12 protein-coding genes are annotated in these 14,167 nt (G+C 74.0%); 4 read left to right on the top strand and 8 right to left on the bottom strand.

The annotated features are described in order from the left end of the window. Positions 1-7: 7 nt before the first annotated feature. Complete coding sequence (locus R7226_RS09375) at positions 8-640, bottom strand: GNAT family N-acetyltransferase (RefSeq protein WP_318596813.1); 633 nt, start codon at positions 638-640, stop codon at positions 8-10. After that, positions 640-1,563, bottom strand: a complete 924-nt coding sequence (locus R7226_RS09370; protein WP_318596812.1) for a queuosine salvage family protein — start codon at positions 1,561-1,563, stop codon at positions 640-642. Before R7226_RS09370 ends, R7226_RS09375 begins: the two co-directional genes overlap by 1 nt. Before the next feature lie 218 nt (positions 1,564-1,781). On the opposite strand from R7226_RS09370, the gene R7226_RS09365 reads away from it, so the two are divergent. Then, on the top strand, positions 1,782-4,040 hold the full coding sequence (locus tag R7226_RS09365; RefSeq protein WP_318596811.1) for an esterase-like activity of phytase family protein: 2,259 nt from the start codon (positions 1,782-1,784) through the stop codon (positions 4,038-4,040). Positions 4,041-4,095: 55 nt separating this feature from the next. On the opposite strand, the gene R7226_RS09360 is transcribed toward R7226_RS09365, so the two are convergent. From R7226_RS09360 to R7226_RS09335, 6 genes are all read right to left on the bottom strand, one after another. Further along, on the bottom strand, positions 4,096-4,731 hold the full coding sequence (locus R7226_RS09360; protein WP_318596810.1) for a methylated-DNA--[protein]-cysteine S-methyltransferase: 636 nt from the start codon (positions 4,729-4,731) through the stop codon (positions 4,096-4,098). Further along, complete coding sequence (locus tag R7226_RS09355; protein ID WP_318596809.1) at positions 4,728-6,281, bottom strand: DNA-3-methyladenine glycosylase 2 family protein; 1,554 nt, start codon at positions 6,279-6,281, stop codon at positions 4,728-4,730. Before R7226_RS09355 ends, R7226_RS09360 begins: the two co-directional genes overlap by 4 nt. 277 nt (positions 6,282-6,558) lie before the next feature. Next, positions 6,559-8,463: an alkaline phosphatase gene (locus R7226_RS09350; RefSeq protein WP_318596808.1), complete on the bottom strand. Its 1,905-nt coding sequence runs from the start codon at positions 8,461-8,463 to the stop codon at positions 6,559-6,561. A gap of 119 nt (positions 8,464-8,582) precedes the next feature. Then, positions 8,583-9,692, bottom strand: a complete 1,110-nt coding sequence (locus R7226_RS09345; RefSeq protein WP_318596807.1) for an aminopeptidase — start codon at positions 9,690-9,692, stop codon at positions 8,583-8,585. Further along, the gene (locus R7226_RS09340; protein ID WP_318596806.1) at positions 9,689-10,048 is read right to left on the bottom strand and encodes a hypothetical protein; all 360 of its coding nucleotides are present in this window, start codon (positions 10,046-10,048) and stop codon (positions 9,689-9,691) included. Before R7226_RS09340 ends, R7226_RS09345 begins: the two co-directional genes overlap by 4 nt. 43 nt (positions 10,049-10,091) lie before the next feature. After that, a complete protein-coding gene (locus R7226_RS09335; protein ID WP_318596805.1) occupies positions 10,092-11,303 on the bottom strand; it encodes an MBL fold metallo-hydrolase in 1,212 nt (403 codons plus the stop codon). 148 nt (positions 11,304-11,451) lie between these two features. Here R7226_RS09335 and R7226_RS09330 point away from each other — a divergent pair, with 148 nt between their 5' ends. The 3 genes from R7226_RS09330 to metF are packed head-to-tail and all read left to right on the top strand — an operon-like array spanning position 11,452 to position 14,167. Further along, positions 11,452-12,450 carry an MBL fold metallo-hydrolase gene (locus R7226_RS09330; RefSeq protein ID WP_318596804.1) on the top strand — a complete coding sequence of 333 codons (999 nt, stop codon included), beginning with the start codon at positions 11,452-11,454 and terminating at the stop codon, positions 12,448-12,450. Positions 12,451-12,454: 4 nt separating this feature from the next. After that, complete coding sequence (locus tag R7226_RS09325; protein ID WP_318596803.1) at positions 12,455-13,231, top strand: GNAT family N-acetyltransferase; 777 nt, start codon at positions 12,455-12,457, stop codon at positions 13,229-13,231. A gap of 9 nt (positions 13,232-13,240) precedes the next feature. Then, positions 13,241-14,167: a methylenetetrahydrofolate reductase [NAD(P)H] gene (gene metF, locus R7226_RS09320; protein WP_318596802.1), complete on the top strand. Its 927-nt coding sequence runs from the start codon at positions 13,241-13,243 to the stop codon at positions 14,165-14,167.

The raw sequence follows: 14,167 nt of genomic DNA, 5'->3' as shown, positions 1-14,167 counted from the left end.
GCGAAGGCTAGTCCGTGGGCGGGACGGGCGCGTCGGGCCGCGCGGCGTCATCGTGCGCCGCCAGTGGGTTGTCGAGCGCGTAGATCCGCATCGGCATCTCGTGGCTGCACAGCGCCTCCTTCTCCAGCGCCATGCCGAGCTTGCCCATCACGTTGATCGAGCCGCTGTTGCGCGGGCGCACGAAGGCGACCAGCCGTGCCAGCCGCAGCCGCTGGAAGGCGTGGTCGCGGACAGCCAGCGCCCCCTCAGTCGCGTAGCCGTGGCCCCAGCGGTCGCGCGCCAGCCGCCAGCCGATCTCGACGTCGCCGGGGCGCACGCCCGGCTGGCCGGCGCGCGCGACGCCGACGAAGCCGATCAGCTCGTCGCTGTCGCGCGCGATCGCGGCGCGCAGGCCGAAGCCGTGCTCGCGCCAGTGCGCGACGAAGCCGGCGAGCTGCTCGGCCGCCTGCAGGCGGTTCAGCGTGACGCCGCGCCCGATGTAGCGCATCACCTCGGCGTCGGCGCAGATGCGCGCGTAGGCGTCGAGGTCGTGCTCGTCATCGTGCCACGGACGCAGCAGCAGCCGCTCGGTGACGATCGGGGCGAATGGGTCGTCGGGGCGGGGCTGCGCGGCGGCGGCGCGGTCGTCGGGCCGGCGCATCAGTACGCCGTGCTGCGCGAGCGCGGTCGCGGGACGGCCTTGTAGCGCGCGCCGCCGCCTCTGGTCCACAGCGTCTGGTCGACCAGCTGCGGCGTCAGCTCCGGGCGGGCGGCGGCGATCAGCTCGGCGACGTGGATCGCGCCGGCGCGCATCTCGACCTCCTCCGGGCTGTCGTGCGCGATCAGCTCGCCGGCCTCGATCCGCGCGACCAGCGCCGGCTCGAAGCGCAGGATCCCGTCGAGCCGCAGCACGTGCGGGATCAGGTTGTCGGCGAACAGCGTCAGCCGGTCGAGGTCGCCGAAGGCGGCGACGCCCGCGAACGAGAGATCCGACGCCGCCACCTGGGCGCGCTTGAAGAGCGGGATCTCACGGCCGTCGTACGGCGAGCGGTCGGCGAAGCAGTCCCAGCCCGCCAGCAGCTCGACCAGCGCGACGGCGCTGCCGCCGGCCGCCTCGACCGGTCCGAGGAAGCGGCCGCCGTGCTCCTGCTCGACATGTGCGCCGAGGTCGTTCAGCGAGCGCGCGAACAGCGCCATCAGCTCGTGGCCGGGATCCTGGCCGAGCACCTCGGCGACCGCGGCGGCGTCGAGCGCGCGCAGCTCGGCCGCGCTCCAGGCGCCGCGCGCGCGGAAGCGGTCGCGCAGCCCGAGCGCGACCGTGAAGTAGCCGGAGCGGCCGTCGCGCTTGCGGATCGTCGGGAACCAGCCGGAGCCGAAGTTGATCGCGTCGAGCGTGAGGAAGAAGGCGGCGCGCAGCTCCGCCGGCCCGTCGACGACGTGCGCCTCCTCGTCGAGGCCGGGCAGCTCGCCGAGCGGCGGCAGCGCGGCGGCGTAGGCGGCGACCGCGTCGTGCTCGACGACGACGTGGGTCGCCTGCGCGGCGACCCAGGCGGCGCTGTCGCGGATGTCGTCGACCAGGGCCACGGCTGTCGATCGTAGAGCGTCGTCGGCGCCGGCGGCGTGCGCTCGCGTGGCGCGTCGGCGCGGCGACCGCGCGGACCCCAAACGCCCGCTCACCGGATCGTCACGCGATCTGCACGCGATCGTGACAGCACGCCGACGGGATCGCCACAACTCTCCGTGCCGCGCGCGATTGGATCGGGTCCGGCCCATCCGATCCGACTCCTGGAGGACATCCGACGATGTCTCGACGCACCCTCGCCGCCGCGACGGCTGCCGCGCTCGCGCTCGCCGCACCGGCCGCGGCCGGCGCCCACGGCAGACACGGCGGCGACACGCCGGCCGTGCGCGGCGTCTGCTCGCCCGACGCCACGCTGCTCGGCTTCAGCGACCAGCTCGACAAGACCACGTTCGCCGGCGGCGACGTCGGCGGCCTCTCGGCGCTGACGCTCGGCGGCGGCGCCGGCTGGGCCGCGAACGCGCGCACGCTCGTCGACAACCAGGGCGCGACGAACGCGCGCACCTACGACCTGCGGATCGGCGCGCGCGGCCGGCACGGTCGCGACGGCGCGCCCGACGTGCGCGTCACCGGCACGACGACGCTGCGCCGCCCCGACGGCACCGCGTACACCGGCAGAGACCTCGACGGTGAGGGCCTCGTCACGCTGCGCGACGGCTCGCTGCTGGTCTCCTCCGAGACCGAGCCGTCGATCCGCCGCTTCTCGCGCTCCGGCCGCCAGCTCGGCGAACTGCCGGTGCCCGAGCGCTTCCGCATCGCGCCGGCCGGCGAGGCCTCGACCAACCAGGCGCTCGAAGGGCTCGGCGCGTCGCCCGACGGCCGCACGCTCTTCGCCGCGATGGAGGGCCCGCTGTCGGCCGACGGCACGACCGCCGACGGCCGCGCCCGCAACCGCATCCTGCGCTACACCGCCGATCGCCGCGGCGACTGGACGCTCGCCGGCCAGCTCGGCTACGCGACCGATCCCGGCCTCGCGATCACCGAGGTGCAGGTCGTCGACGACGAGCAGCTGCTCGTGCTGGAGCGCGGCTTCGTCGCCGGGGCCGGCAACACGATCCGCGTCTACCAGGCATTCCTTGCCGGCGCCGACGACGTCTCCGGCGAGCCGACGCTCGCGCGCGACGGCGTTCGCCTTGTCGCCAAGCGGCTGCTGGCCGACCTCGGCGACTGCCCGCCCGGCGACGCGACCAACCCCGGCAGACAGGCCAACCCGCTGCTCGACAACGTCGAGGGGATGGCGCTCGGCGAGCGCCTGCGCGACGGCGCGCGCGAGCTGTACCTGCTCTCCGACGACAACTTCTCCAGCGGTCAGGTGACGCGTCTCTACCGCCTCGCGGTGACGCTGCGCGACGAGCCGGTGCTGGAGGCGCGCGCCTCCTACGACGCGCTCCAGTGGCAGCCCGGCCCCGAGTCGGGCAGAGCGGTGACGCCGGCCAACGGCGTCGCGACGCCCTTCCCCGGCCAACCGGTCCCCGGCTTCTCGGGCGCGCTCAGCGACGGCCGCGACGGCTTCTGGGGGATGCCCGACAACGGCTTCGGCTCGAAGGGCAACTCGGCCGACTTCCTGCTGCGGCTCTACCACGTGCGGCCGCAGTGGAAGGGCGCGCGCGGCGGCAGCGGCAGACTGCTGCTCGACCGCTTCGTCTCGCTGCGCGACCCGGACAGAAAGATCCCGTTCGAGATCGTCAACGGGGCGACGAGAGAGCGGCTGCTGACCGGCGCCGACTTCGACCTCGAATCGGTCCAGCGCGACCGCTGGGGCAACCTCTGGTTCGGCGAGGAGTTCGGCCCCTACCTGCTGCAGACCTCGCCGGACGGCCGCGTGCTGCGCGCGCCGGTCCCGCTGCCGGGCGTGAAGTCGCCGGCCAGCCCCGACCTCGCGCCGGGCGAGACGCCGAACCTGCCCGGCTCGCGCGGCTTCGAGCCGATGGCGGCGAGCGCCGACGGCCGCACGCTGTACCCGATCCTCGAAGGCGCGCTCACGACCGAGCCCGACCAGACGATCCGCCGCGTCTACGAGTTCGACGTGCGCAGCGGCCAGTACACCGGGAGAACGTGGAGCTTCCACGTCAGCGCGCCGGCCGGGATCGTCGTCGGCGACGCGCAGCTGCTGCCGGGCAACCGGCTGCTGATGATCGAGCGCGACGACCTCGAAGGAGTCGCGGCGCGCGTCAAGCGGCTGATCGAGGTCGACCTCGACGACGCGCCGGCCGCCGACGGCACGCTGCCGACGCGGACCGTGCTCGACCTGCTGCGGATCCGCGACCCGTTCGGGATCTCGCTGCCCGCGCCGGTCGGCGGGATCGGCTTCGGCGACCCGTTCGCATTCCCGCTGCAGTCGGTCGAGACGCTGCTGCCGCTCAGCGGCGACCGCCTGCTGATCGCCAACGACAACAACTTCCCCGGCTCCAACGGCCGCGTGCCGGGGAAGCCCGACGACGTCGAGGCGATCGTCGTGCGCGTGCCGGGGCTGAACGGGTGAGCTGAGCGGCCGGTCGGCCCGCGGGGGTCGGCCGGCCGCTGGGCGCCGCCTTGCGTCAGGAGACGGCGACGGCGACGGCGACGGCGCCGGCGGGCTCCGCGACACGCGGGGCGGGGCCGGCCTCCGCGCCTTCCGCCTCGTGCGCGAGCAGCCAGCGCTTCACGTCGAGGCCGTAGAGGAAGCCGCCGAGCGCGCCGCCACTGCGCAGCACGCGGTGGCAGGGAACGAACAGCGCCGCCGTGTTGCGCGCGCAGGCGCTGCCGGCCGCTCGGATTGCGGCGGGATTGCCGCTGCTGGCGGCGAGCTGCGCGTAGGTCTGCGGTGCGCCCGCGGGGATCGCGCGCAGCTGCTCCCAGGCGCGCGCCATGAACGGCGACGCGGCCTGCTCGACGGGCACCGCGTCGATCGCGGAGAGGTCGCCGTCGAGGTATGCGGCGAGCGCGTCGGTGATCGGGCCGAGGTCGTCGCTCTGGACGATCGCGACAGGGTCGAGCGGCGCGGCCGCGCGCGGGGCGGCGTCGTTCGCGGCGGCCGCCGCGAGTCGTCTCGCGCCGCCGATCCGCTCCAGCAGCTGCGGCGCGTCGGCGGCCCAGCCGCTGGCGAGCACCGCGGCGCTGCCGTCGGTGCGCTCGCGCGCGATGATCGTGAACGGGCCGGTGGGGGTCGGGACCGTCGTTGTCGCGAGTGTCATCTTCTCGCTCCTTGGTCGGTGGTGGGGGAGAGCGTCGCCCACAGGTGCAGGGCGGCGTAGGAACGCCACGGCCGCCAACGTTCGGCGATCGCCGCGACGGCGCGCGCGTCATGTGGTTGGCCGAGGCCGGCGAAGGCATGGCGGATGCCGAGGTCGGTGGCGGGGAAGGCGTCAGGGTCGCCGAGCGCGCGCATCGCGACGTACTCGGCCGTCCACGGCCCGATCCCCGGCAGCGCGAGCAGCTGGGCGCGAGCCTCGTCGCGATCGGCGCCGGGGTCGAGGATCACGTCGCCCGCAGCGAGCGCGGCGCACATCCCCACCAGCGCCCGGCCGCGGGCGCGCGGCATCGGCAGCTGCTCGGGGTCGATCGCGGCGAGCGCGGCGGCGGTGGGAAAGGCGTGGGTGAGGGAATCGCGCATCCCCTCCGGCAGCGGCTCGCCGTGGGCGGCGGCGAGGCGGGCCGCGAGCGTGCGCGCGCCGCCGACCGAGATCTGCTGACCGAGCACGGCGCGGACGGCCAACTCGGCGCCGTCGACCGCGCCGGGCACGCGCAGACCTGGCATCGCGCGCACGAGCGGGCCGAGCAGCTCGTCGCGGCCGAGCGCGGTGTCGACGGCGACCGGGTCGGCATCGAGGTCGAGCAGCCGGCGGCAGCGCTGCACGGCGGCGCTGAGGTCGCGCAGATCGGTCAGCCGCAGCGTGCAGTCGACGTGCTCGGCGCGCGGCGTCAGCGCGACGACGCCGGGCCCGTGCGGAAGCGCGAGCACGCGACGGTAGGTGACGCTCGCGCCAGTCGCGCTCGCCCCGGCCGCGCTCGCGCCGCTCTCGCCCGCGGCAGACGCCGCCCCCTCGACGACCTCCACGCCCGGCACCGCCCTCAGCCCAAGGAAGCCGAGCAGGCCGGCGCCGTCGAACGGCGGGCGGCAGCGCAGCCGCAATTGCAGCGCGCCGGTGGCGCCCGTCTCGCCGGCGCCCGCGCCGTCGCGGTGGGCGCTGCGGCGGCGCAGCTCGGTCGGCGTCGTGGCGAAGACGTCGCGGACGGTGTCGTTGAACTGGCGGATCGAGGGGAAGCCGGCCGCGAAGGCGACCTCGGTGAACGGCAGCGTCGAGGTCTCGATCAGCGTGCGCGCGGTGTGCGCCCGCTGCGCGCGGGCGAGCGCGAGCGGCCCGGCTCCCAGCTCCGCCACGAGCAGACGATGGAGGTGACGCTCGCTGAAGCCGAGCCGGCAGGCGAGGCCGCCGACGCCGTCGCGGTCGACGCTGCCGTCGGCGATCAGCCGCATCGCGCGGCCGACCGCGTCGGCGCGCGCGTTCCACTCCGGCGAGCCGGGCGAGGCGTCCGGCCGGCAGCGCTTGCAGGCGCGGAAGCCGGCCCGCTGCGCCGCCGCGGCGCTCGGCAGGAAGCGCACGCTCGTGCGCTTCGGCGTGACCGCCGGGCAGCTCGGCCGGCAGTAGATCCCGGTCGTCGTGACGGCGGTGACGAACCAGCCGTCGAAGCGGCCGTCCTTCGCGCTGACGGCCCGGTAGCACTGTTCGAAGTCATCGACCACGACGACCATGATGGCGGGCCGTCCCGACAACGACTAGTGGTTTTCGGACATCGAGGTCAAGGGGCGCGTGGGGCGGCCCGCACATGCGGACCGCCCCGGTGGCGCCAGGGCGAGCGGCGGTTGGCGCCACCGCGCGCGTCGACACGGCGCTCCCACCACCCCAGGTGTCGGGATGCGCCGTCACGCGCGGGACGGGCCCTCACCGGCCCCGCCCACGCGCGTCCCGTCTGGAGAAGCGCTCCGGCTCGGCCGCGCGGCGGCCGCTCGGAGTCGCCTCCTACCGCAGCGACAGCGTCGCGCTGCGGCCGCCGGCGACGAGCTTGTAGGAGCCCTTCGCCAGCTTCGTCTTGCTCTTGAACGTCACGGCGCCGCGACGCGAGACCTTCGCCGTCGCGACCGTCTTGCCGCCGCGCACGAGGCGGGCGTTCTTGGCGCGTGCCGCGCTGTAGGCGACCGTGCAACGGACCGCTCTGGAGCCGGACAGTCTGCACGTCACCTTCGCGTCTCTGCCGTCCTTGCCGTTGGCGCCGTCTCTGCCGTTGACGCCGTTGGTCCCGGCGGCTCCGGTCGCGCCGTCCTTGCCGTTGAGGCCGTTGGCGCCCGCCGCGCCGCCGGCACCCGCCGCACCCCCGGCGCCGTCAGCGCCGTCGGTCCCGTTGAGACCGTTGGTGCCGTTCGTCCCGTTGGTGCCGTTGAGGCCCGGCGCGCCCGCCTGGCCGGGCGTGCCCTGGCCGGCGATCTTGCTCGGCGTCTTGCCGTTGAGCACGGCGAAGATGTCGGTCTGGTCGATCGTGCCCTGGATGTTCGCGGCCTGCGGGCCGGACGCCCACACCGGGACGGTCGCGCCGGTGTGCGCCTGCGAGCCGCCGGCGGCCGGGCCGGTGCCCGTGTCGGCGGTGCCGTAGGCGACGCGCAGCGGCGCGCCGTCGACCGTCTGCACGGTCGCGTACGCCGCGCCGGGAACCGGCTTCGACGTCGCGCTGATGATCTGCGACGTGTGCGAGTGGTCGGCGGTGACGATGATCAGCGTGTCGGGGTTGTTGCGCTGGAACTCCTGCGCGACGCCGACGGCCTCGTCGAGCGACAGCAGTTCGCCGATCTGGCCGCAGAGGTCGGCGGCGTGGTCGCGCTTGTCGATCGAGGCGCCCTCGACCTGCAGCACGAAGCCGTCCTCGTCGCTCTTCAGCAGGTCGATCGCCTTCTTCGTCATCGCGGCCAGCGACGGCTCGTTCGACGGGCGGTTGGTCTCGGTGCAGCGGACGTTGTCGCCGCCGCCGTTGACGGTCGGGTCGAGGCCCGGCGTGCCCGTCAGGTACGCGTCGGTGCGCGCGTACAGCGGTCTGTACTCGGTCGTCATGTTGCTGGGGTTGAAGAGGCCGAGCAGCTTCTCACCCGGCGCCAGCGACGTGACGCCGGCGAGGCCGGCGGCGTCGGTGACGTATCTGAAGCCTCTCGCTCTGGCGTAGTCGACGACCGTGTCGGTGCTGTTGTCGAGCGTTTGGTTGTAGCGGTTGGAACCGCCGCCGAGCGTGACGTCGACGCCGTGGTCGACCTGCTGCTCGGCGATCGAGCCGAGGCCGCCTCTGGACTTCGTCTCGCTGAGGCAGGTGTTGCGCGCGTCGTTCGGGCCCTGGCAGGCGCGCTGCGAGATGTGCGAGGTCGGAGCGGCCGGCGTCGCGTCGGTGATCTCCGCGGTCGAGACGTTGCCGGTCGCCTTGCCCTCCTCCTTCGCGATCTCGAGGAAGGTGCGGTAGCCGGTGTTGGTGCCCGGGACGTTGTCGGCGGTCGACGGGCTCTGCGACAGGCGGCTGTCCTGGGTGCGCTTGCCGGTCGACCAGGCGGTCGCGGTCGGCGCCGAGTCGCCGGCGTAGTTGGGCGCGTAGTTGGGGCCGGGGCCAGGACGCAGCACGTAATGGATCGAGCTGCCGCGGAACGGCAGCGCGTCCATGTTGAGGCGGCCGGCGGCGCCCTTGCCGTAGTAGCGGCCGACCGTGACCTCGGAGTCGCCCATGCCGTCGCCGATGAGCAGGATCACGTTTCTGGGGCGCGAGGAGTCGATCTTGCCGGCGAGCGTCGCCGACTGCTCCTCGTTGGCGCCGCCTGCGCCGACGGCGACACCGCCGGCGACGATCGCGCCGGTCGCGCCCAGCAGGGCGATGGTGGACAGGGCACGCTTGTTCATGGGGCGGAGGTCTCCCTTGGAGAGGTACGGAACGACGCCGCGTACCGTCGCGTGCCTACTACATGATGTAGTTGCTGATCTGTGACGCCCGCGTGAACGTCTGGTGACCAGCGCCTCCGCTACGAGAAGCTGCCGCCCTCCTGGACCACGACGCCGTCGGCGGTCAGACGGCCGCCGCCGCGCAGGTCGCAGATCATGTCCCAGTGGACGGCGCTCTCGTTGACGCCGCCGGTCTCGGGATAGGAGCGACCGAGCGCGAGGTGGACCGTGCCGCCGATCTTCTCGTCGAACAGGATCGCGCCGATCGGGCGCGTGATGCCGAAGTTGGTGCCGATCCCGATCTCGCCGAGGCGGCTGGCGCCGGGGTCGGTCAGCAGCGTGCGGTCGAGGTACTCCTGGCCGCGCGCGGCGCGCGCCTGCACCACCTCGCCGTCGCGGAAGGTCAGCGTCACGTCCTCGACGTCGACGCCGCCCGGCGCCGACGGGATCGTGAAGCGGATCGTGCCGTTGGCCGACTGCTCCAGCGGGCCGGTGAAGACCTCGCCGCTGGGCATGTTGCGTCTGCCGTCGGAGTTGGCCCACGTGCGGCCGGCGACGCTCAGCGTCAGGTCCGTCCCGTCGGCCTCGATCCGCAGCGTTCTCGCCGGCGTCAGCCGCTCGATCAGCTCGGCCTGGAAGGCGCCCAGCTCACGCCACGCGGCGGCCGGGTCGTCGCGGTCGAGGAACAGCGCGCCGCGCACGAAGGCGGCGAACTCGTCGAAGCCCATGCCGGCCTGCTGGGCGCCGGCCTGGGTCGGCCACAGCGTCCCGCACCAGCGCTTCCGCAGCCGCAGCTCGCTCAGCGGCGCGCGGGCACGGGCGGCGCGCGACAGCCGCGCGGGGTCGATCCCCGCCAGCGCGCGCGTGTTCTCCGGCGCCTGAATCGAGAGGAAGACGTCGGCCTGCTCGGCCTCGGCGCGCGCCAGCGACGAGTAGCCGTCGAGCTGCGCGTCACGCGCGTGGGCGTAGAACTCCTCATCGAGCCCCGGCAGCGCGGCGCGCAGCAGCGGCCAGGCCTCGCGCGCCAGGATCGCCCGCTGCAGCGCGCGCAGCAGCGGCGCCGCGAGCGTCGTCGAGCGCACCAACACCTGCTGACCGGCCTGGATCTCGAGGCAGTAGCCGGCGAGCAGCTCGGCGAAGGCCTTGGTGTCGGCGTCGGTCCAAGTCGCGGCGGAGGACGGTGCGGTCATGGAGATCTCATGTCGGGGAACCACTCGGCGAGGTGCTCGCGCAGCGCGTCGCGGATCCAGCGGCGTTCGTCCTGGGAGGCGAAGCGGAAGCGCTGCAGCAGCTCCTTCTGCTTCTCGATCGGCACGCCGGCGATCGTCCAGCGGACCGCGAGCCGCTCGAAGAGGAACTCGACCGCGCGCTGCCACGCGTCCTCGGCCGACAGCGGTGAGCCGGCGATCACATCGGCGTACTGCGCGCGTGTCGCCGGGCTCAGCGCGCCGCGCAGCGTCAGCACGTTGCCGTCGGCGTCCGTGTAGTCCGAGGTCGGCGCCTGGAGTCTGTCGGCTCTGTCGCGCTGGCGGCTGCGGCGTCCCATCGCGCCTAGGCTACTGCGCCGCGCGCGGGAGCCGGCGCTCGGCCTACCCGGCCGCGGCCGCGCGCAGCAGTTCGGAGGCGACGTCGCCGGTCAGCGGCTGCGCGTGGCCCGACCACGCCGTCGCCGGTCTCAGCGCGGCGAGCTTCTCGACCGACGCGCGCGCCTGCTCGTGGTCGTGGTTGAAGGCGCGGTGGGGGACGCGCGTGGCGCCGGAGATCCCCGTCTGCGGGTCGAGCGTGTAGAAGGTGTCGCTGGCGAGCGCGAGCCGGTCGGAGGCGCGCCAGAGGCCGATCAGGCCGGGCGCGTGGCCGGGCAGGTGGATGACCTCGAAGCCGGCGATCTCGTCGCCCTCGGCGACCGTCCCGGCGATCTGGACCGGGCCGCCGTCCCAGTGCTCCAGCAGGCGCGGCATCAGCAGCCGCCCGTGCAGGTCGAGCTGGGAGAGGTCCATGTAGTGGGTGCCGCCGTCGCCTTCGGCGTCGTCGCGGTCGGCCGCGTGGCAGAAGACCTCGGCGTCGAGTCCGGGGGCGGCGCCGCGGTGGTCGGTGTGCGCGTGGCCGAGCACGACCCGTCTGATCCCGCCCATGCGCGCGCCGATCGCGGCGAGCGCCGGCGCCATCGAGGCGACGCCGGCGTCGAACAGCGTCACGCCGCCCTCGTCCTCCAGCAGGTAGACGTTCATCAGCTTGCGCGGCAGCCCGCCGCGCACGACCCAGACGCCGTCGGCGACGCGCTCCGGCTCGCCGGCCTGGAGCCGCCGCGCCAGCGCCGTGCGCGCGTTGACGAGCTTCGTCATCCCGCGCTCCTGGCCGGAGTCTCTCGGCGGCAGCACGCCGAGCTGGCGAGCGACGTCGGCGCCGTCGAGATAGGCGTCGTTGCCGGCGACCAGCCCGTCGGCGACCTGCACCACGTCGACCGCCTCGAAGCTGACGTGCGCGCCGTTGGGCGCGAAGCCCTGGAAGCGGCCGGGGCCGGCGAAGGTCGCGGTCAGCCGCCAGCGGACGGCGCAGCGCTCGTCGTCGGCGGTGGTCGACAGGACTTCGACGCGCATGTCGGGGAAGGCGGCGAACAGCTCGGTGAAGTAGGAGCGCACGTCGTCGGGCGCGACCAGCGTCGCCTGGCCGTGCAGACGGTCGACGCCGCCGGCCTTCCAGCAGGCCGCCATCGCTTCGGGGTCGCGCGCGGCGACGGCCGCGAAGTACTGTCGCGCGACCTCCTCGGTCGTCGCGGCCCGTGTCTGCGCTGCTGACCCCATCGCTGTCTCTCCTCGCTCCGGCAGCTGACTGGCTGTCCGGCCAGCCTACCCGCTTCGCCGAGCGGGCGGTCACGCTGTGAACTGGTGCGTCGGCCGACCGCAGATCAGGCCGCGCGCGACCGTCGCGCGCCTATATGGTGGGCTGAGCATGTCCGAACCGGTGCGCAAGCGGGAGCTGGGTCGCGGCGAGCGCGTCCTGTCGGGCATCTGGCGCCTGCGTCTGCCGCTGCCGTGGCCGGGCGTCCCGCACTGCAACGCGTGGGCGCTGTCCGCCGGCGACGGGATCGTGCTGGTCGACTGCGGCATGCACGACGAGGACTCGCTGGAGCAGCTGGAGCGGGCGATGTCGATGGTCAACCTGAGCCTCGACGACGTCAGGCTGCTCGTCTGCACGCACGCCCACGTCGACCACTACGGCCAGGCCGCGACGATCGTCGATCGCACCGGCTGCGAGCTGTGGATGCACCCCAACTACGAGCACGCGACGCGCTCGATCGAGGATCCCGGCCAGGCGCTCCAGCGGCGGCTGGAGATCGGCCGCACCTCGGGCGTGCCGGAGCTGGTGCTGCGCCGCTACGCCGAGATGTCGAAGGAGCGCGAGCCCGGGATCGCGCGCGTGATCCCGCCCGACCTGGCGCTGCTGCCGGGGATCGAGATCGAGACCGACCACGGCTTCTGGCGCGTCGTCGAGACGCCCGGCCACGCCCCCTCGCACGTCTGCCTCTACCAGCCTGAGCGCCGCATCCTGATCTCCGGCGACCACCTGCTCGGCCGCATCTCGCTCTACTTCGACTACGGCTGGACGCCCGATCCGGTCGGCGAGTTCCTGCGCTCGCTCGACGCGATCGAGGCGCTCGACCCGCTGCCGCGTCTCTGCCTCGCCGGCCACGCGCGCCCCTTCACCGACGTGCAGGCGCACATCGAGGCCAACCGCGAGCTGGTCGCGATGCGCGTCGCGGCCGCCGCCGTCGCGATCGAGGGCAAGCCGCTGACCGCCTACGAGGTCGTCCCCTACGTGCACGGCAGAGACTCGATCCACGCCGCCGCCTGGCTGCTGGCCGAGACGCTCTGCTACCTGCGGCACCTCGAAGCGATCGGCGCCGCGCGCCGTGAGCCCGGCGACCCGGAGCGCTGGGTCGCCGTCTGACCCGGTGCTCGGCACGCTGACAGCGACGCTGCGCGAGTTCTACCGCGTCGAGGCGCCCGCCTCGCCCGGCGGTCGCGTGATCGAGCGCGACGGCCTGACCGCCTTCATGACCCCGAGCGCGCCGACGCAGTCGATCGTCAACTGCGTCGTCTTCGACGGCCACGACGCGCTGCGCGACGGCCTGCCGCTGCTGACCGACGAGTACCGCGCGGCGGGCGTCAGCCACTGGATGGTGTGGACGCGGCCCGGTGAGGACGCGGCGGTGCGGCTGCTGGAGCGCGCCGGTCACATCCGCGAGTACGAGCCGATGGCGATGGCGCTCTCACTCGACGCGCTGCGTGAGCCGGCCGACGGCGTGCCGTTCGCGCTCGACCGCGACCCCCACCCGGTCGAGATCACGACGTTGAACGAGCGCGCCAACGACGAGCTGCCGGGCGCTTTCGGGACCGCCTTCGCCGGCCTGCGCGATCCCCGCTTCCACCGCTACCTGGCGCGCGTCGAGGGCAGACCGGCGGCGTGCCTGGTGACCTTCGACCACGGCGAGAACACGATGGTGCAGTGGGTCGCGACCGAGCCGTCGTTCCAGCGCCGCGGCCTCGCCGCGCGGCTGCTGCACCAGGCGCTGGTCGATGCGCGCGAGCGCGGGATGCGCAGCTCGACGCTCGAGTCCAGCTACGAGGGCGAGCGGCTCTACACGGGACTCGGCTACGAGCCGCTCGGCCGCCTCGGGATGTGGCTGTGGGACGAGCCGCCGGGCACTCCGGCGCAGGCGCTCGCCTAGAATTCCGTCATGCGCATCGACGAGATCATCGCCGCCGGGGGAGACCCGGTCTTCTCCTTCGAGTTCTTCCCGCCGAAGACCGAGGATGGCGAGCGGAGACTGTTCGAGGCGTTGGAGGCGCTGCGGCCGCTGGAGCCGGCGTTCGTCTCCGTCACGTGGGGCGCGGGCGGCTCGACCCGCTCCAAGACGATCGACATCGTCTCCAGAATCCGCGCCAACCACGATCTCGAGGCGATGGCGCACTTCACCTGCGTCGGCGCGACGACCGACGACCTGCACGCCGCGCTGCGACAGATGCAGGCGGCGGGGATCGAGAACGTGCTGGCGCTGCGCGGCGACCCGCCGAGAGGCGAGACCGAGTTCAGAGCGACCGAGAACGGCCTCGCCTTCGCGACCGACCTGACGAAGCTCGTCGCCGCCGGCTACCCGCGGATGTGCCTCGTCGGCGCCTGCTACCCCGAGGTCCACACCGAGGCGCCCGACCGCGCGACCGACCTCGCGCACCTGAAGGAGAAGGTCGACGCCGGCGCGCGCGTGCTGATCACGCAGCTGTTCTTCGACAACGCCGTCTACTACCGCTTCGTCGAGGATGCGCGGGCGGCCGGCATCGACGTGCCGATCGTGCCGGGCATCATGCCGATCATCTCGACCGCCGGGATCAAGCGGATGACCGCGCTCGGCGGCTCGACGATCCCGCCGGCGCTGCTGGCGGCGCTGGAGGCGCGCGGCGACGACGAGGAGGCGGTCGCGGAGCTGGGCGTCGCCTACGCGACGCTGCAGTGCGCCGAGCTGCTCGCCAACGGCGCGCCCGGCATCCACTTCTACACGATCAACCGCTCGCCGGCGACGCGCGCGATCCTCTCCGCGCTGCGGCTCCAGCGCCCTTGGGAGAAGGGCGCCGGAACCGATCCCGCGTTGCGGTTGGCTACTGCCTAG

The sequence above is a fragment of the Conexibacter stalactiti genome (assembly GCF_033542075.1).
Classification (GTDB): Bacteria; Actinomycetota; Thermoleophilia; order Solirubrobacterales; family Solirubrobacteraceae; genus Conexibacter; species Conexibacter stalactiti.
The sequence above is the reverse complement of the archived record's forward strand: the minus strand, read 5'-3'. Positions and strand labels throughout refer to the sequence as shown.